The sequence below is a fragment of the Streptomyces sp. NPDC048514 genome, from assembly GCF_043199955.1.
In the GTDB taxonomy this organism is placed as follows: domain Bacteria; phylum Actinomycetota; class Actinomycetes; order Streptomycetales; family Streptomycetaceae; genus Streptomyces.
Genome location: NZ_JBICWT010000001.1, coordinates 543,183 through 560,538, shown reverse-complemented (window position 1 = coordinate 560,538; position 17,356 = coordinate 543,183). Strand labels below are relative to the sequence as shown.

Sequence of the window (17,356 nt, the reverse complement as noted above, 5' to 3'; positions counted from 1 at the left end):
AGGGTGCCGTCGCGATCGAACAGGACGGCCCGGACGCCCCTCGTCCCGGTCCCGCGTCCTCGGACGGCGCCGCCGCTCATCCGGCACCTCCCAGCGGTTCGGCGTGCCGGTGGCGTACGGCTCCGCGCAGCCAGTGCCGGACGGCCAGGGGCGGGATGAGCATGCTGGTGCCGAGCATCCCGGCGATCTCCCGGGCGGTGCGCGGGCCGGGCAGGATGCGGGCGAGGGCGAACTCGGCGGTGCCCAGCGTCCACAGGGCCGCGCAGACGGTCGCGGCACGGCGCCGGCCGGCCAGGGCGCAGGAGGCGGCGGCGAGCGCGGCACCGGTGACCGCCAGATGGCGGTGCAGCCGGCCGCGGGGCGCCTGGGCGCGGTCCCACCAGTCGCGTCCGTGCAGCCGGTTCATCAGGGCGTCGTCGGCGTTGCCGCGCTGCACCGGCAGCGAGGCCCACCAGTGGGCGGCACGGACCGGGTGCCGGGTGACCCGCTTGCCGCGGCACAGCGACCAGCCGGCCCGCCGCACCCGCAGGGCGAGATCCGCGTCCTCGCGGAAGGCACGTGGGAAGCGTTCGTCGAATCCGCCGACCCTGGTGAGCGCCTGGGTGCGGTAGGCCATGTCGGCGGTGGCCCAGGCGGCGTTCTCCAGGCCCTTGGTGTTGCGTTCCCAGTCGGTGGGCCGGCGGTCCTGGGGCAGGGGGACACGCAGCTGCCCCTGGACACCGCCGACGTCCTCGCCGGCCGCCCGCAGGTCCTCGGCGAGCAGCCGGGACCAGTCCGGCAGCACCTGGACGTCGTCGTCCAGGAAGACCGTCCAGGGCGTCCGGACGGTTCGCCAGCCGGCGTTGCGGGCGGCGGCCGGGCCCTTGCCGCAGGTGCGCAGGGTCCGTACGCGGTCCAGGAGTTGCCCGGCCGCCTGCAGCGGCAGATCGCCGTCCGGCTCGGGCCGGTCGTCCACGACGATCACCTCGTGCGGGGTGTGCCCCGCGGCCTCGGCGAGCGCGCGCAGGCAGTCGGCGAGACACGGGCGGCCGATCGTCGGGACGACGACGGTGTAGGCGGGCGCATCCGTCATGCGAACGCCCTCCCCCGGCGGACGGCGAACGGTCCGAGCACCAGCAGGTCGACGGGGGCCGACCCGAAGCACTCCAGGGCGTCGCGCGGATCGTCGACCATGGGCCGGCCGGCGGTGTTCAGGCTGGTGTTGACCACCACCGGCAATCCGGTGCGCCGCTCGAAACCGTCGATCACGCGGGCCACCAAGGGCTCCTGGGTCCGGTCCACGGTCTGTATGCGGGCCGTGCCGTCGACGTGGACCACGGCCGGTATACGCGCCTTCCAGTCGGCGGCCACGTCATGCACGAACAGCATGTGCGGACTGGGCAGGGGTCCGTCGAACAGTTCGGCCGCCCGCTCGGCGAGCACCATGGGGGCCACCGGCCGGAACTCCTCGCGCCCCTTGACCGCGTTGAGCCGTTCCAGGTTCGCCGCCCTGCCCGGGTGGGCGAGCAGCGAGCGGTGGCCGAGCGCCCGGGGCCCGTACTCGCTGCGGCCCTGGAACCAGGCCACGATCCCGTCGGCGGCCAGCGCTTCGGCGGTCGTCTCGGCGATGTCGGCGGGCTCCTCGTACGGTACGGCCGCCCGTTCGAGCCAGTCGCGCAGCTCGGCGTCGCTCCAGCCACGGCCGAGCGCGGCGGTCGGCATCGGCTCCAGGGTGTCCTTCTGGCCGGCCACGTGCGCGGCCGCGCCGAGAGCCGTTCCGGCGTCGCCGGCTGCGGGCTGCACCCACACGTGCTCGAAGCCGCTCTCCCGCCACAGCCGGGTGTTGGCGACGCAGTTCAGGGCGACGCCGCCCGCCATGGTCAGGGCGTCCTCGCCGGTACGCTCGTGCAGTGCGCGGGCGAGCGTGAGCATGGTCTCCTCCAGACACAGCTGGGCGCTGGCCGCCAGGTCGGCGTGGTCCTGGTTCCAGGCGCCGCCCGCCGGGCGTGGCGGGACGAGGTCGGCCCAGGGCACCTGACGGGCCCGGAAGCCGCCCCCGTCGCCGGCGTGGACGTACGCGCGCAGCCGGTCGGCGAAGCGCGGGGTGCCGTAGGAGGCGAGCGCCATGACCTTGAACTCGTCGCTGCTGCGCAGGAACCCGAGGTGCTGGGTGACTTCCTCGTAGAACAGGCCGAGGGAGTCGGGCAGTTCCTGGGTGCCGAGGACGGTCAGTTCGCGGTTGGTGCAGCGGCCGGCCAGGTGGGAACCGCACTCCCCGCGACCGTCCAGGACGAGGACGGCGCAGTCGGGGTAGGGGGAGACCGGGCCGGCGGAGGCGGCGTGCGCCACGTGGTGCGGGACGAAGCGGACCTTGGCCGGGTCGAGTCCGGGCAGGGCCTCGGCGAGGAAGCCGGGGGCCTGGCGGGCGTACTCCTGACGCAGGCGGTCCCAGGGGTCGTCGAGGCCCAGCTGCTCGGCGGGCCGGGCGAGCGTGGGGTCGTAGGAGTAGGCGACGGCGTCAAGGTCGGACGGGGTGAGTCCGGCCTGCTCCAGGCACCAGCGGGCCGACTGTTCGGGCAGTTCCCAGGCGGAGAAGGGTACCGGCCGCTTGCCGTGCTTGCGGCGCGAGAACCGCTCCTCCTCCGCAGCCGCCATGACCTTGCCGTCCGTGATCAGGGCCGCGGCGGGGTCGTGGAAGAGTGCGTTGATACCGAGGACGTGCATGCGCTGCCTCCAGGGCGGCGAGGAGGGGCGGGTCAGGGCGGCGAGGAGGGGCGGGTCAGGGCTGCGGGGCCGGGGCCGGGGCCCGGGCCGGTTCACCGTCCGGGGGCCGGGCCGCGAAGTAGGCGATGGTCTGCTTCAGGCCCTCCTCCCAGGGGATCTGGGGCGACCAGCCGAGCAGTTCGCGCGCGAGGGTGGTGTCGGGGCGGCGCCGGCCCGGGTCGTCGACCGGCCGGTCGACGAACGCGATCGGTGAGCGGGAGCCGGTGAGGGCGACCACCCGGCGGGCCAGTTCCGCGACGGTGATCTCGTCGCTGCCGCCGATGTTCACCGGTCGCACGGACCGGCTCGCGGCGACCCGGAGCACGCCGTCGACCGTGTCGTCCACGTAGCACAGCGAGCGGGTCTGGCTGCCGTCGCCGGCGACGGTCAGCGGCTCTCCGGCGAGTGCCTGGCAGACGAACGTCGGCACCGCCCGGCCGTCGTGCGCGCGCATCCGCGGGCCGTAGGTGTTGAACAGCCGCGCGATACCTGCGTTCGTGCGCCGGGTCCCGGCGCGCGCGGTGACGAGGGCCTCGGCGAACCGTTTGGACTCGTCGTACACGCTGCGCGGCCCGATGGGGTTCACATTGCCCCAGTAGCCCTCGTGCTGCGGGTGCACCAGGGGATCGCCGTACACCTCGGAGGTGGAGGCGAGCAGGAAGCGGGCGCCGTCGCGTTCGGCGACGTCCAGGGTGTTGCGGGTGCCGAGGCTGCCCACGTCGAGGGTCTCCAGGGGCAGGCGCAGATAGTCGGCGGGCGAGGCCGGGCAGGCGAAGTGGAGCACCAGGTCGTACGGGCCGGGCAGCCGCTCCGGGCAGTCCGGTGCGGAGACGTCGCAGTGCATGTACCGGAATCCGGGCCGGCCTTCGAGGTGGGCCACGTTCTCGCGGCGGCCGCACACGAGATTGTCGGCGCAGTCGACTTCGACACCTGAATCCAGCAGCCGCTCGCACAGGTGGGAGCCGAGGAAGCCGGCGCCGCCGGTCACGAGCGTGCGCCGCCAGGGAAATGGGGTGTCACCGGTCATCGGGGGTGTCCCTTCGTCCACGTCGTCCGCGCCCCGGGGAACGCTCCTGCGTGGGCGTTCGGCGCGCGTGCCGCCGCCGGGTCAGGCGTCGCCGGTCAGGCGTCGCCGGCCGATTCGGAAAGGAATGGTCAGGGCCAGAGGTCCCGTGTCCCGGGACCGCCCTGGTCGGCCGCCGCTGGCTGGACGGCACCGGCAGCTTGGGGTTCCCTGCCGGTTGACTTCACACGATGAACCCTATTGTCCAGAATGTCGGGTGCTTGCGCGACCCAGGCGGCCCGTTACCACGGCGCCGAGCAGGGTGCACGGCAGGAGCGTCATGCAGCGGGAACACAGGGCACGGCGGGGGTGCGCAGTGGGGGCGCGGTGAGGGGCCGCGGCGGGGGTGCGCAGTGGGTCTGGGCGTGCGGTGGGGCACCGGAACCGAGCCATGGTTTCAGAGCCTGTCGGCGACTTGCGGCGGGTGTCCGCGTCCCCGATCCGGCCGTCACTCCCGGGCGGTGTGGCGGGTGGTGCGCGGGGCACTCGACCCGGGCAACGGCCGGCCGCTCACGGCCGCCGCGGTTCTCGCTGGAGGTGACGACATGGGTCACGGCGGAAACGTCATCCAGGAGCTGATGACCGATCACCGCGAGGTCGAGGAGTTCTTCGGCCGCATCGGGGCGCTGCCGCCCGGCTCCGAGCAGCGCAAGGATCTCGCCGACCAGGCCACGATCGAGCTGGTCCGGCACTCGGTCGCGGAGGAGGCCTACCTGTACCCGGCGGTGCGCGAGCACCTGACGGGCGGCGACGCACTGGCCGACAAGGAGATCGAGGACCACGCCAAGGCCGAGCAGATCATGAAGGATCTGGAGGGCTGCCGGGCGGACGATCCGCGGTTCGACACGCTCATGGCCCAGCTGATGAGCGAGATCCGGTCCCATGTGGCCGATGAGGAGCAGAACCTGTTCCCCCGGCTGGAGGCCGCCTGCCCGCCCGACGCGCTGATGGAGCTCGGCGACAAGGTCCGCCGAGCGAAGAAGATGGCTCCCACCCGCCCGCACCCGTCGGCGCCGGACACTCCCCCGGCCAACAAGCTGCTGGCGCCTGGAACGGGCCTGGTGGACCGGATGCGCGACGCGCTCACGGGACGGGGCAAGAAGAGCTGAGCGGCTGTGCGCCCGGGCACAATCAGAGAACGGAACCTCTCTGCGAGGCTCTCTGCGAGGAAATGCGCCCTCTTTTTCCACCCGAAAGGGCCTTCCCGCACATGCTGCACATGATGCGGAAAGGCCCTTTCGCTGCAACCGGCGTCGGGCTCAGCGTTGGGTGAGCATGCCTTCACGCAGGCGGGCGAGGGTGCGCGACAGGAGCCGGGAGACGTGCATCTGGGAGACGCCGAGGTGTTCCCCGATCTGGGCCTGGGTGAGTTCCTCCACGAACCGCATGTGGATGATCTGCCGGTCCCGCTCGCCGAGTTCGGCGATCAGCGGGGCCAGGGCGTGGAAGTCCTCGACCAGTTCCAGCGCCTGGTCCTCGCTGCCGATGAAGTCCTGCAGGGCGGCTTCGCCGTCCTCGCTGCCGCTGATCGTGGCGTCCAGGGAGGAGGAGTTGTAGCCGTTGGCGGCCAGGCGGGCCTCCCGCACCTCGTCCTCGGGCAGGCTCATCAGCTCCGACAGTTCCTTGACCGTCGGCGTACGGCCGAGGCGGCTGCGCAGCTCTTCCGTGGCGCGGGCCAGGTGGACGCGGGCTTCCTGCAGCCGGCGCGGCACATGCACGGCCCAGGTGGTGTCGCGGAAGAACCGCTTGATCTCTCCTACGATGTAGGGGATGGCGAAGGAGGTGAACTCCACCTCGCGCGTCAGCTCGAACCGGTCGATCGCCTTGATCAGGCCGATCATGCCGACCTGGACGATGTCCTCCATCTCCTCCGCACCGCGGCTGCGGAACCTGCCGGCGGCGAAGCGGACCAGGGACATGTTCATCTCGATGAGGGTGTTGCGCGCGTAGCTGTACTCGGGCGTTCCCTCTTCCAGAACCGCCAGCTGGTCGAAGAACAGCCTGGACAGCTCGCGGGCGTCCTTGGGCGCCACCCGGGAGGGATCGGCGACCTCCGGCAACCGGCCAGTCTTCGTGTCCATCGCCGGGATGCTCATGAGCGCCATGGCGTTCCCCTCCCAAAAGTCGTGCCTACCACCACTGCCTGCCGAAACGGCCGACGACGCATCGGCTACCCCTTCATCCCGCACCCATGCCACCGATGTGGACGACGGTCTCGCCCCCTTCCGGGCCGTGCTCCGGTCTCGGGCCCGGTGCACCGCTCAGGCCGAGGTCTTCGACTGAGGTTCCTCGCCCCGGGTGCGCAGTTGCTCGTTGATGCGCTGGGCTTCCTCGAGCTGGTCCTCGAGGATGACGATGCGGCAGGCGGCCTCGATGGGGGTGCCCCGGTCGACCAGTTCGCGGGCGCGCGCGGCGATCCGCAGCTGGTAGCGGGAGTAGCGGCGGTGGCCACCTTGCGAGCGCAGGGGGGTGATCAGGCGGTGCTCGCCGAGCGTGCGCAGGAAGGCGGGGGTGGTGCCGAGCATCTCGGCGGCCCGGCCCATGGTGTAGGCGGGGTAGTCGTCATCGTCGAGGTTGTCGACGGGACGGGGGCCGGCAGGGGGCATAGACCTCTTCTTTCGGGGACGCATCGGGGGGCCCGGGTGCCATGAATCGGCACCCGGGCCCCGAGCTTTCAACACCATCTACCGGCAGAACCGCGCCGGCCTTCTTCTTCCGCAGTGCCGCCTGGGAGGGCTGGGCTGCGGGGATCGCGTATGCGTGACCGGGGACCACCTTCCAATCCAGGGCCTGCGGCACCCGGGCGGACTATTTCCTCGCCCGGGCGATCCTGATGGCGTTCTGCTCCTCACCTTCGACTACTCGTTCGTACTGCTGGATACGACTGGTCATGCTCGCGGCCCCGAGGGCCGCGTCCTTACTGACCGGCGTGCGTGGCAGTTCGTGTCTGCCGCGCTCACTCCGACTTCTCGTATACCAGAACAGTAGCGCCGGGATGCGCCAATGTCTACTGTCTCCACCACAGGTTTTCTCGCGGGCCGACGCGCGCACTTCTGCCGCCCGTACACCCGGAAGACCGCCGCCCTCGATGACTCCCCCGCCCACCGGCACACTGTGGCCTGCGGTCGCGGCCCGCTCCGCCCGTCGCGCCGGGCTCGGGCCGCTGGGGAGGGTACCGCCTTCCGTATGCTGACGCCTCGACGTGCTGGGCGACTTGAGGGGGTGCGCGTGCCGCTGCACAGGGACGACCCGAGGTCCATCGGCGGCTACAGGCTCGTCGGCAGGCTCGGCGCCGGCGGCATGGGCAGGGTCTACCGGGGCAGATCGCGTTCCGGCCGCGAGGTCGCCGTCAAGGTCGTGCACACCCGGTACGCCCACGACCCCGTCTTCCGAGCCCGTTTCCGGCAGGAGGTCGAGGCCGCCCGCCGGGTCAGCGGTGCCTTCACCGCGGCCGTGGTGGACGCCGACCCTGAGGCCGAAGCCCCCTGGATGGCCACCCAGTACGTGCCCGGCCAGTCGCTCGCCGCCCGCATTCGCGACCAAGGCCCGCTGCGCTCAGGCGAGTTGCGGCCGCTGGCACTGGGCCTGCTGCGTGCGCCATCATGACCGCTAGGTCCATTCCTGGGTGGGCGGCGGCCACAGCGGACCGGGCACCTTCGAACTCGCGGGCGGGCGGACGGCCAAGGTCACGAAGGTCGGCGAACTCCGCTACCGTGCGCGGATCCTCGGCACCGACGGCGCCGTCGACGCCACGCCGGAGACGAACGACGTCGGGCTCGACGCCAACGGCGTCTGCATCGTGCTCAGCGCGGGCGGTGTGACCGCGACGCCGATCCCCCAGGCCGGGCGATCCGCCGGCCCGTCAGGCATACGGTGGTCCGGCGAGGGCAGACGACTCGCCACAGGACGTGCCGCTCCGCCGCCACGGCGGTGCCGCCGAGCGGTGCGTGCTACCCGGCGGAATTCGCGGGCCCCGTACGTACGACGGCCCGCCTCTGAGGAGAGGTCGTCACTGTGCTGCTGCCCGTGGAGAAGGAACTGCGCTCGGTGCTGGCCCGCTTCGCCGATGCCCGGTTCCGCCACGACCTTTACCCCACCGGCCGGTCCAGCCGGGAGCTCGAGGACACCTCCCACACGCTCTGCGTCATGACCGGCACCCAGTCGGTGGAGCAGGCCCTCGCCGCCGCCGACGCCCTCCTGGACCGGCTGCGAGCGGACCGTCAGTCCGCCACCAGGGCCGGCCAGGCCCTGGCCGCCTGAGCCGCGACCCGGCGTCGCGCCGTCCATACCGACAGCGCGCTTCGCCGGGGTCACGGGTCACAGCCGTGGTGCCGTGGTCGCGGGCCACGCCCGGGGGGTCATGCGATGTCGAGCATCCCGGACGCCCGGTCTGCCAGGAGCTTGGAGGGGTCCAGGACGACGGGCAGCTCGGTCAGGCCCCGGAACGCGGGGAAGGGCACGGTCAGCCACTTGGCCTCGTCCCCCGGCTGGGCCAGGGAGAGTTCCGGGAAGCGGCGGAAGAGGGACTCCAGGGCGATCTGCATCTCCATCCTCGCCAGCGGTGCGCCGAGACAGTAGTGCGGCCCCGTACCGAAGCCCAGGTGGTTGCTCTGCACACCCGGACGGGTGATGTCGAAGGTCTCGGGGCTCTCGAACGCGGCGGCGTCCCGGTTCGCCGAGGTGACCGCGATCTGCACCAGCGAACCCTTGGGAATGAGCGTCCCCGCGATGGTGATGTCCTCCAGCGCGTGGCGGAAGGTCGCGTTCTCGACCGAGCCCTCGAAACGGATGATCTCCTCGATCGCGTTCGGGAGGAGGGCGGGCTGGTCGATCACCTGCCTGAGCTGCTCGGGGTGGGTGAGCAGGGTGTAGACGGCGTTGCCGATGAGATAGGCGGTCGTCTTGTGGCCCGCGAACAGCAGCACCCACAGCGTGGACAGCAGCTCACCGTCCGTCAGCGACTCCTGCTCGTCCCGCGTCTGGATGAGGACGCTGAGCAGATCGTCCTCCGGCGCCTTGCGCTTGCGGGCGATCAGGACCTCGAAGTACTCACGTAGGGTGTTCTCCGCCTCGGCCAGGCGATCCTTGTCCTTCTTGCTGAATCCGGTCCGCGCGACGACGCTGCACCACTGCTGGACCTCCTGCCGCTCCTCCTCGGGGACGCCGATGAGCTCGCAGATCACCTGGAGGGGCAGCGGGAAGGCGAAGGCGGACAGCAGGTCGACGGGCTGCAGGGTGGAGCAGTCGTCGAGCAGCGCGTCGGTGATCTCCTGGATCCGTGGGCGCAGCGCCTCGATACGGCGCGGGACGAAGGCGCGGTTGACGAGCCGGCGCAGCCGCGTGTGCTTCGGCGGGTCGGCGAACAGCATGTTGTCGTCCAGGGCGATGGAGGAGTCGCCGAAGATGGACCGGTAGGCGTCGATGGCCGCGTACATGTCCTTGCTGATCCTCGGGTCCGCCAGGGCTGCCTTCGCGTCCTCGAACCGGGTGATCAGGTACGAGTCGACACCGTGCGGCGGAGTGAGGCGGCAGACGGGCGCGTTCTCACGCAGGTGCTGATAGAGGGGGTGCGGATCGGCCCGGTACACCGGGCAGCCACGGGATGCCGCGTCCACTGCCCGGGCTGTCTCGTCCGCGGTCTCCTGCTCCTGCATCTGAGTCATCGACGGCCCTTCTTCTCTTCCCACGGTGGCACGGGACTGCTGGGACGCTGGAATGCATTGACGCCACCCGGAACGGGAAAACGCGATTCACCCTGACGCGGACGTACGGCGTCCGCAGCGCACGGAAGCGCAGAAGCCGAGTGCGCCGTCCGGGGGAAGGCTCGATTGCCGACCTGGGGGGCCTGTGACAGGTTCGGATTCAGGGCCGCCATGAGTTCGAATTCGCTGCCCGAACTACCGCTGGGTCACTGGAGGAGGACGGGCCGTGGAAACGCGCGACGAAGAAATGGTGCCGGTATTGATCGTGGGCGGTTCGCTTGTCGGACTGTCCGCGTCGGTGTTTCTGGGAAGACTGGGCGTCAGCCATATGGTCGCCGAACGCCGGGCCGCCACTTCCGAACACCCCCGGGGCCGGGGGAACAACATGCGGACCATGGAGTTGTTCCGCACCGCCGGACTGGAACCGGACATCAGAAAGGCCGCGGCCGTTCTGTCCGGCAATCACGGCATCATGCAGACGGACAGACTGTCGGGCGGTGAGAGCAGATGGCTCTCGGCCCGTCTCACCGGCGGGGCCCCCGAGACGAACGTGTGCTCCACCCGGCGGTGCGCGTGCAGCCAGAACGACCTGGAGCCGGTCCTGCTGGCACACGCCCGTGAACTCGGCGGGGACGTGCGCTTCGGTACGGAGCTGGTCTCCTTCACCGAGGACCGGGACGGCGTGACGTGCGAACTGCGCGAGCGGGAGAGCGGCCGTACGTACTCGATGCGCACGGCCTACCTCCTGGCGGCCGACGGGCCGCGCAGCCCCGTGCGCGAGCGGCTGGGCATCGGACAGAGCGGCGGGGGCGACCTGTTCCACAACGTCAGCGTCACCTTCCGCAGCAAGCTCCTCCGCCAGGTGGTCGGGGACCAGCGCTTCCTCGTGTGCTACCTGAACGGGACCGAGGGCGAAGGGGTCCTGCTGCCCGTCGACAACGAGGAGAAGTGGGTCTTCCACGTCCCGTGGTTCCCGGAGCGCGGCCAGACGCTCGAGTACTTCACCGACGTGCGCATCGCCGACCACATCAGGGCCGCGGCCGGCGTACGGGACCTGGACGTCGAGGTCACGGGACGCGCCCCGTGGCACGCGGCGGACCGGGTCGCCGACCACTACCGGCAGGGGCGCGTCTTCCTCGCCGGTGACTCGGCCCACGAGATGCCCCCCACCGGTGCCTTCGGGTCCAACACGGGCATCCAGGACGCCCACAACCTCGCCTGGAAGCTCACGGCCGTACTCAACGGCTGGGCGGGAGAGGGCCTGCTGGACACCTACGAGAACGAACGGCGCCCGGTCGCCCTGGCCACGAGCGCCCGGGCCATCGAGCAGGCCGCGCGCGAGCAGCACCCCGGATACACGGCCGCGCAGGGGCCGGGTCAGAGCACGGACCTGATGACCGTGTCCCTCGGCTACCGGTACGTCTCCACGGCCGTGTCCGGCGCCGACACCGACGCGCCGACCATCCCGGAGACGCTGCGCCTGCAGGCGGACCCCGGTACTCGGGCCCCGCACATGACGGTCGTGCACAACGGGGACCCCAAGTCGACGATCGACCTGTACGAGCGGAGCTTCGTGCTGCTCTGCGGCCTCACGGACGGGCCCTGGCCGTCGGCCGCCCACGCCGCGGCGGCCAAGCTCGGCATCCCCCTGGTGTCCTACCGCATCGGCGCCGGCCCGGACTTCGACCTCGACACCGCTCCCGACACCGGTGCCGGTGCCGCGGACTGGGCCACCGTCCACGGCGTCACCCCGCAGGGCGCGGTGCTGGTCCGCCCCGACGGAATCGTCGCCTGGCGCTCCGCTGACCTCCCCGCGAACCCCGAGGACGAGCTGACGCACACCCTCGAAGGCCTCCTCAGCCGCTGAAGCCGCCGTTCGGCGCTGTTCAGCCACTGAAGCCGCCGATCGGCGCTCTCCAGCCGCCGATAGCCGCCGAGCCCGCCCTCCAGTCGCTGATCCCGCTCTCCCACGCCCCCCGAACCGTTCCATCCCAGGAGCCCTCCCATGCCTCACGCCGCCGAGACGACCGATCTGCAGGCTCCGGGCGACATAGGCCACCGCACCGCGGTGAGCGCCGACGACGCCCGGCACGAACGAATAGACGTCCACCACCACTACACCGCACCCGAATGGGTGCGGTGGGCCGAGCAGAACGGGTTCGCGGACCGGGACAGCCTGCCGCCGTGGACCCGGTGGGACGAGGCCGCCGCCCTGGACCTGATGGACCGGACCGGCACGCGCACCAGCATCCTCACCGTCGCCATGCTGGGACGCTTCCAGGATGCGGCGACACGCAAGGAGAGCACACGTGTCGCCCTGGACGCGGCCGGCGACCTGACCGCCAGGCACGCCGGCCGCTTCGCCTTCTTCACACCCGTCTTCCTCGACGACGCCGAGCTCTCCCGCTGGTCCGTCGGCCACGGGATGGACCGGCTCGGCGCGGTGGGCGTCAGCGCGCGCACGAGTACGGGGAACACGTATCTGGGCGACCCGGGTCTCGACCCGATCATGGCGGAACTCGACGAGCGTGCCGCTGTGATCAGCACCCACCCCATGCAGGTGAACACCTCCGGCGCCCCCGAGGGCGTGCCGCCGTTCGTGTGCGACTTCCTCATGGACACGACCCGCGCCGCACTGAGCCTGATCATGAACGGCACGCTGGACCGTTTCCCGCGGCTCACCTTCATCCTCCCGCACGGCGGCGGGTACCTTCCGTACATCGCGAGCCGGATCGAGGTCTTCGGACGCCAGCTCGTCCCCGCCGTCGACCCCGGCCGCGTCCGCGACTACCTGCACCGCTTCTACTACGACACGGCCGCGCCCATGTCCCCGTCGGCCACACCCACGCTGCTGGCCGCGGCGGGTTCCTCCCGCATCCTCTACGGCAGCGACTGGCCGCCGACCCCCACCCGCGTGGTCACCGACGTGACGACGCCCGCCCTGGACCGGGATCCCGCCCTCGGCGACCAGGAGCGCGGTCGCATCAACCGCGGCAACGCCCTGCGCCTCCTGCCCGCACTCGCGCCGGTCTGAGCGCACCCGGGCCCGTGCTCGTACTCGGACCGCGTGCGCGAACGACGCGCTGGGGCGCGGCCCGGCTCGCTCGCTCAGACGTCGGCCGTGCGGCTCGCCTCTCGGAGCCGCACGGCCGACGCACGGGTTAGGCTCAGCACAGTCCCGCGGGGATCGAGACCCGGCAGAAGTTGCCGCGGAAGAGGTTGCTCCCCTTCGTGGCGTTCTGGTTGACCAGGTCGGCGGGGGCGTTGGCGGTGATCCAGTTGCCGTCGACGCGGTTCTTCTCGTTGACCGCGCCGACGAAGCTCTTGAACAGCACGATTCCGCCCGACAGCGAGGACTTGCCGCTGTTGCCCGCGACCACGTTGCGCGTCAGCAGAGCGTTCTCCGCGCCCGCCAGCACGATCCCGGCGCCCTGTACGGAGGGCAGCCGGGCCGTCTTGGCGCAGTACTTGTTGTTGTGGAGCACCTGGTTCCCGCTGATGGTGAGCGCGCCGGCACGGGGCTTGTTCTCGTCGCCGATCACCATCAGCCCGGCGCAGTTGCCGGTCAGGTGGTTCCGCTGGACCGTCAGGTTGCGCAGGCGGAGGATCGTCAGGCCGTTCCGGTTGTTCTCCAGGGAGTTGCCCTCCACGACCAGTCCCCGGCTGTCGGTGGCGCCCTTCTCCGACATCGTCGTGTTGGCGAGGTACAGGCCGGCGTCCCCGTTGCCGCGGGCGATGTTGCTCCTGAACACACCACGGGTGGAGTGCTCCTGCGAGATGCCCCACTTGCCGTTCTTCTCGGACCTGACCCGCTGCACGGTCAGGTGGTCGGTGGCCAGGGACCACAGACCGACACTGGAGAAGCCCGTCACCCTGAGGTCGGAGACGGTGACGTTCGCGACGGGCTTGTTCCTGAGCCCCACCACGCAGATGCCCTTTCCGCCCTCCACGCAGCCGATCGCCGCCTTGGGGCTCGGGGCGGCCTTCTTCTTCTGGGGAGGCACGATCACCGTGCGGGGACCGGCGCCGCGCAGTGTCAGCCCGGAGGTCTTGACGGTGACACTCTCGTGGTACGTGCCGGCCTGCACGAAGACCGTGTCACCGGCACGGGCGGCGTTCACCGCCTTCTGGATCGACTCCCCCGGGTGCACCGTCAGGGTGCGCGGTGCCGCGGCGGCCGGGAAGGCGCCGGGGCCCACGCCGAGAAGTACGGCGACGAACGCGGCGTACCGAACATGGTTCCTTTTCATATCCGGAACGTAGGACCGAATACGCGGTTGCTCGCGCGGCACTCGCCCGCATGCCGCCGGTCGGGCGTAAAGGTTCACATCAGCGGCCGCGTTCCGCTGATGTCGGAGTAGCAGCGGTGGCAGCCCGATCCGGCCGTACCTAGGCTCGCTAGCGGATACGAGTCCCCGGGAAGGACAGAGAATGCCGCAGGTCGACGAAGAAGAGATCCGGGTCGGCGTGATCGATACGGCGGATCGGCCAAGAGCGGTGACGCGTTTTCTGCGTTCCGCCGTCAAGGAGACCATGCTGCTGCCGGTGTTTCTGGTCCTCACCGCCATGATGATGGCACTGTGGCTCATGGGTATGCCCTTCATGCAGGCCCTGACCATTTCGACGGCGGTGAAGATTTCGCTGGCCCTGTTCGAGGCGCGCCGGCAGTTCAGCCCTTCGAAGGGCTGACACTGCGGCGCTCCCCGCCCCGGGAAAGGGGCGGCTCTCGCACCGGGGTGGCGATCAGGGGACGGGCGCTTCCCCCCGGGCGGCGCGTCTCGCCGGTCGCCGCCCGGTCTCAGGCCCCGCGCCCCGCCTTCTCGCCGGCCCCGCTCTCCCCGAGGCCCCCCGGCGCCGCCGCCGCGAGGTCGTCGCGTCCCGGATGCGCCCGGCGCTCCCGCAGGTCGGCCACCGCCAGGTACAGGGCGACGAGGATGATCGCCGTAGCGGTGAGCAGCCCGAGCTGAAGGGCCGTCGTGGCGCGGCCGCGGTTGGCGAGATGCGCGAAGTAGACGGCGCCGACCACGGCGATACCGGCCGCCGAGCCGATGCGCTGGCCGGTCTGCAGCACCCCGCCCGCCGCACCGGCGCGTCGTACCGGGACGAGCATGAGCGTGAGGGTGGTGTTGGGTGAGACCGTGAGGCCCGATCCGATTCCGCCGATGACCAGCGGCAGCGCCATGGCCCAGCCCACGCCGTCCCCGGGCACCAAGTGGACGGCGACGACGACACCGAGCAGCCCGAGGGCCACGCCGCTCAGGCCGATGACGACCAGGCTGCGGCCGTAGCGCATCACCAGCCGTCCTCCGATGGCCGCGCCGACCGCCGAGGCGGCCGCGAACGGCAGGATCGTCACCCCCGCGCCGAGCGCGCTGTATCCCACGCCGTTCTGCAGGAACAGCGACAGGACGAAGAAGATGGTGGTCAGTCCGGCGAAGAACGTGAGGCTGATCAGGGCGCCGAGGGTGAAGGAGCGCAGGGAGAACAGCCCGAGGTCGACCAGCGGCGCCTTGCCCAGGCGTCCCCGGTCCCTCTCCCACACCCAGAAGGCGGCGAGCAGCAGTACGGCCACCGGGATCAGCAGCCACTTCGCCCGGCCCTGCCACTGCTGCTCCTGGACCAGGGGCAGCAGCAGCGCGAGCACGCCCGCGCCGAGCAGCAGTACGCCGAACGGGTCGAACTTCTCCCGTCTGTCGCCCGGCACCGGGAGCCGGGGCAGCAGCCGGTTCCCCGCGACCAGGGCGGCCACCCCGATCGGCACATTCACGAAGAACACCCAGCGCCACCCGTCGTCCGTGCCGAACGCCTGGATCAGCAGTCCGCCGGCCAGCGGGCCCACCGCGGTGGATACGGCGACGACGCTGCCGTGGAAACCGAAAGCCCGGGCCCGCTCGGCTCCCTGGAACATCTGCTGGATCAGCCCCGAGGTCTGCGGTGCGACCACACCGGCGGCCGCACCCTGGATCAGCCGGCACACCACCAGCCAGATGGGGCCGGTGGCGAGGCCGCACGCCACCGACGCGGCCGTGAACACCGCGAGTCCGAACAACAGCGCCTGGCGGCGCCCCCGCAGGTCGCCCAGCCGCCCCGCCGGTGCGAGCGCGAGCCCGAAGGCGAGGGCGTACCCGGACACCACCCAGGACTGGGTGGCCTCGGAGGCACCGAGACCGCTCTCCAGGGAAGGCAGCGCCACGTTCACGATCGAGACGTCGAGCAGCGAGATGAATCCAGCGGTCAGACAGACTCCGAGCGCTTTCCACCGCCGGTCGTCGAGAGCGGGCCGGGCCGTTTCTGTGGTCATGTGATCACGCTATGCAGGCACGGCCGGTCGCACCAGCGGGGAAGGTGAGCCGGGCCGCGGGGGCGTCGGGCCCCGGCCTCCGCGCCGGGCACACATGGGGGGCCTCGGACGGAGGCGTCCCTCGACGACGGCACGAGACACCGGCCTCGGCTCGGATCGGCTCGGATCGGCAGGCCTCGCCTGGCCTGGCCTGGCCTGGCCTCGCCTGGCCTGGCCTGGCCTCGCCTCGCCTCGCCTCGCCTCGCCTCGCCTCGCCTCGCCTGGCAACGAAGATCATCTACTGGGTAGCGTTCTGCGGCACCGGACACCAAGCCCACGGCCAAGGAGACCCCATGAGCACATCCGCAGCGCCCTCGTCCGCATCCTCGTCATCCTCGCCCCGCCCTTCCCGGCGCCGTCTGCTGGCCGGTGGAGCCGGTCTGGCCCTCGGGGCGTCCGCCGGGGCCCTCGTCCCGTCGGCCCCGGCCGCCGCCGCGGAGCCGGCGTCCGCGGCGCTGTTCCCGCTCAAGCCGCCTCACCTGCTGGAGGCCGAGACACTGGTGGACTACCTGCGGCTGAGAGCGGACCAGTGGGACCACAACCGGTACGACGCGGCCGGGGAGGACCTGGGCGAGACCGCGGTGACCTGGGGCCGTCCGGGACATCCGGAAGAGTTCGAGAACCTCTCCCAGTGCGCCTCGTTCATGACGCTGCTGCTGCAGCGAACCTACGGCGCCGGCACGGCCTACGGCTGGGCCACCCGCGCGTACTTCGACCAGTACTTCCCGCGCAAGGACGGCCGCCCGCGAGCCTCCTCCTCCCAGCCCACCGCCGAGGATCTCCAAGCGGGGTTCCGCAACGCCGCCGACGTGCCGCACTTCGACCCCGTGACCAAGCCGGTGAACCTGCGCCCCGGTGACATCGTCGCCTGGGACTACGACCCCGGCGCGCGAAGTGCCCCCTACACCGGGCACACGGTGCTGATCCGCGCTTACCTCGGCACCTACCCCTCCTCCGTGGACGACCAGCTCGGCATACCCGGTGTCGTCCCGCATCTCTTCCAGATCATCGACTGCACCAGCAACCCGCACGGCGGCCCCACCCTGACCAGCCGGGCCAGCATCGACCGCTACCGCGCCCACCCCGACACGCGGGCCACTGTCACCGACGGCCCGGACGTCGTCTACGACGAGAAGAACGGTGTGGGCTACGGCCACATGGTCTTCTACGCCCACCCGGACACCTCGCTCTTCGCCGGGTACCGCTGGAGCCTGAACTCCTCTTCGCCGGAGCCTGCGGTCGCGGAGCCTGTCAGCGGCAGGAAGCAGATCGCCGCGGGCCGCGTCAACGCGTTCGTGGTGTAGACGGACACATACCGGCGGGGCGCCGTCCCGGCGCCCCGCCGGGAGCGGCACCGCCTGACCCGTCTTCAACGTGACGGTCCGCTGCCCCCACCCGCCCCTGAACCCCCGGTGGCACGGCTGCTACGCACGGTGACGCCGTTGCGTCGCAGGTGACCTTCGCTGCCGCAAGGTCGATACTGCCAGTAGACGGGACGGGCGACCGCGT

The 17,356-nt window shown here is 71.4% G+C and carries 14 protein-coding genes and 2 pseudogenes; 8 read left to right on the top strand and 8 right to left on the bottom strand.

Annotated elements, in window-relative coordinates; all coding sequences use genetic code 11:
- Positions 1-76: 76 nt before the first annotated feature.
- Genes ACGFT2_RS02415 through ACGFT2_RS02405 form a run of 3 tightly spaced genes read right to left on the bottom strand, consistent with a single transcriptional unit; the run spans position 77 to position 3,769 of the window.
- Positions 77-1,072 (bottom strand): glycosyltransferase family 2 protein, encoded by a 996-nt coding sequence (locus ACGFT2_RS02415; RefSeq protein ID WP_393272650.1) that lies wholly within the window; start codon positions 1,070-1,072, stop codon positions 77-79.
- Complete coding sequence (locus tag ACGFT2_RS02410; protein WP_393272649.1) at positions 1,069-2,703, bottom strand: carbamoyltransferase; 1,635 nt, start codon at positions 2,701-2,703, stop codon at positions 1,069-1,071. Before ACGFT2_RS02410 ends, ACGFT2_RS02415 begins: the two co-directional genes overlap by 4 nt.
- A gap of 55 nt (positions 2,704-2,758) precedes the next feature.
- Positions 2,759-3,769, bottom strand: coding sequence for an NAD-dependent epimerase/dehydratase family protein (locus ACGFT2_RS02405; RefSeq protein ID WP_393272646.1), 1,011 nt, complete (start codon positions 3,767-3,769; stop codon positions 2,759-2,761).
- Positions 3,770-4,350: 581 nt separating this feature from the next.
- Here ACGFT2_RS02405 and ACGFT2_RS02400 point away from each other — a divergent pair.
- Positions 4,351-4,914 carry a hemerythrin domain-containing protein gene (locus ACGFT2_RS02400; protein WP_393272644.1) on the top strand — a complete coding sequence of 188 codons (564 nt, stop codon included), beginning with the start codon at positions 4,351-4,353 and terminating at the stop codon, positions 4,912-4,914.
- 150 nt (positions 4,915-5,064) lie between these two features.
- Here the strand turns inward: ACGFT2_RS02400 and ACGFT2_RS02395 are convergent, their stop codons facing one another.
- Both ACGFT2_RS02395 and ACGFT2_RS02390 read right to left on the bottom strand, forming a co-directional pair.
- On the bottom strand, positions 5,065-5,910 hold the full coding sequence (locus ACGFT2_RS02395) for an RNA polymerase sigma factor SigF (protein WP_393272643.1): 846 nt from the start codon (positions 5,908-5,910) through the stop codon (positions 5,065-5,067).
- 156 nt (positions 5,911-6,066) lie between these two features.
- The gene (locus ACGFT2_RS02390; protein ID WP_393272642.1) at positions 6,067-6,411 is read right to left on the bottom strand and encodes a MerR family transcriptional regulator; all 345 of its coding nucleotides are present in this window, start codon (positions 6,409-6,411) and stop codon (positions 6,067-6,069) included.
- A gap of 622 nt (positions 6,412-7,033) precedes the next feature.
- Between ACGFT2_RS02390 and ACGFT2_RS02385 the strand changes: the two are divergent.
- The 3 genes and pseudogenes from ACGFT2_RS02385 to ACGFT2_RS02375 form a co-directional block, all read left to right on the top strand.
- Positions 7,034-7,402, top strand: a pseudogene (locus tag ACGFT2_RS02385) (serine/threonine protein kinase); the annotation flags it as partial.
- 16 nt (positions 7,403-7,418) lie between these two features.
- Positions 7,419-7,625, top strand: a pseudogene (locus tag ACGFT2_RS02380) (hypothetical protein); the annotation flags it as partial.
- A 194-nt stretch (positions 7,626-7,819) separates the two neighbouring features.
- Entirely contained in the window at positions 7,820-8,065 is a 246-nt protein-coding gene (locus tag ACGFT2_RS02375) for a DUF5133 domain-containing protein (protein WP_393272640.1), read from the top strand.
- 98 nt (positions 8,066-8,163) lie between these two features.
- Here the strand turns inward: ACGFT2_RS02375 and ACGFT2_RS02370 are convergent, their stop codons facing one another.
- A complete protein-coding gene (locus ACGFT2_RS02370; RefSeq protein WP_393272638.1) occupies positions 8,164-9,468 on the bottom strand; it encodes a cytochrome P450 in 1,305 nt (434 codons plus the stop codon).
- A gap of 286 nt (positions 9,469-9,754) precedes the next feature.
- Between ACGFT2_RS02370 and ACGFT2_RS02365 the strand changes: the two genes are divergently transcribed.
- Both ACGFT2_RS02365 and ACGFT2_RS02360 read left to right on the top strand, forming a co-directional pair.
- Positions 9,755-11,374 carry an FAD-dependent oxidoreductase gene (locus ACGFT2_RS02365; RefSeq protein WP_393272916.1) on the top strand — a complete coding sequence of 540 codons (1,620 nt, stop codon included), beginning with the start codon at positions 9,755-9,757 and terminating at the stop codon, positions 11,372-11,374.
- Between the two features lie 138 nt (positions 11,375-11,512).
- Positions 11,513-12,541 (top strand): amidohydrolase family protein, encoded by a 1,029-nt coding sequence (locus ACGFT2_RS02360; RefSeq protein WP_393272636.1) that lies wholly within the window; start codon positions 11,513-11,515, stop codon positions 12,539-12,541.
- Between the two features lie 133 nt (positions 12,542-12,674).
- Here the strand turns inward: ACGFT2_RS02360 and ACGFT2_RS02355 are convergent, their stop codons facing one another.
- Positions 12,675-13,757: a nitrous oxide reductase family maturation protein NosD gene (locus ACGFT2_RS02355; RefSeq protein WP_393272634.1), complete on the bottom strand. Its 1,083-nt coding sequence runs from the start codon at positions 13,755-13,757 to the stop codon at positions 12,675-12,677.
- 181 nt (positions 13,758-13,938) lie between these two features.
- Between ACGFT2_RS02355 and ACGFT2_RS02350 the strand changes: the two genes are divergently transcribed.
- Positions 13,939-14,196, top strand: coding sequence for a hypothetical protein (locus ACGFT2_RS02350; RefSeq protein WP_393272633.1), 258 nt, complete (start codon positions 13,939-13,941; stop codon positions 14,194-14,196).
- A 109-nt stretch (positions 14,197-14,305) separates the two neighbouring features.
- On the opposite strand, the gene ACGFT2_RS02345 is transcribed toward ACGFT2_RS02350, so the two are convergent.
- Positions 14,306-15,808, bottom strand: coding sequence for an MFS transporter (locus ACGFT2_RS02345; protein ID WP_393272631.1), 1,503 nt, complete (start codon positions 15,806-15,808; stop codon positions 14,306-14,308).
- 332 nt (positions 15,809-16,140) lie between these two features.
- Here ACGFT2_RS02345 and ACGFT2_RS02340 point away from each other — a divergent pair, with 332 nt between their 5' ends.
- Entirely contained in the window at positions 16,141-17,151 is a 1,011-nt protein-coding gene (locus ACGFT2_RS02340) for a hypothetical protein (protein ID WP_393272629.1), read from the top strand.
- The last annotated feature ends 205 nt before the right edge of the window (positions 17,152-17,356 follow it).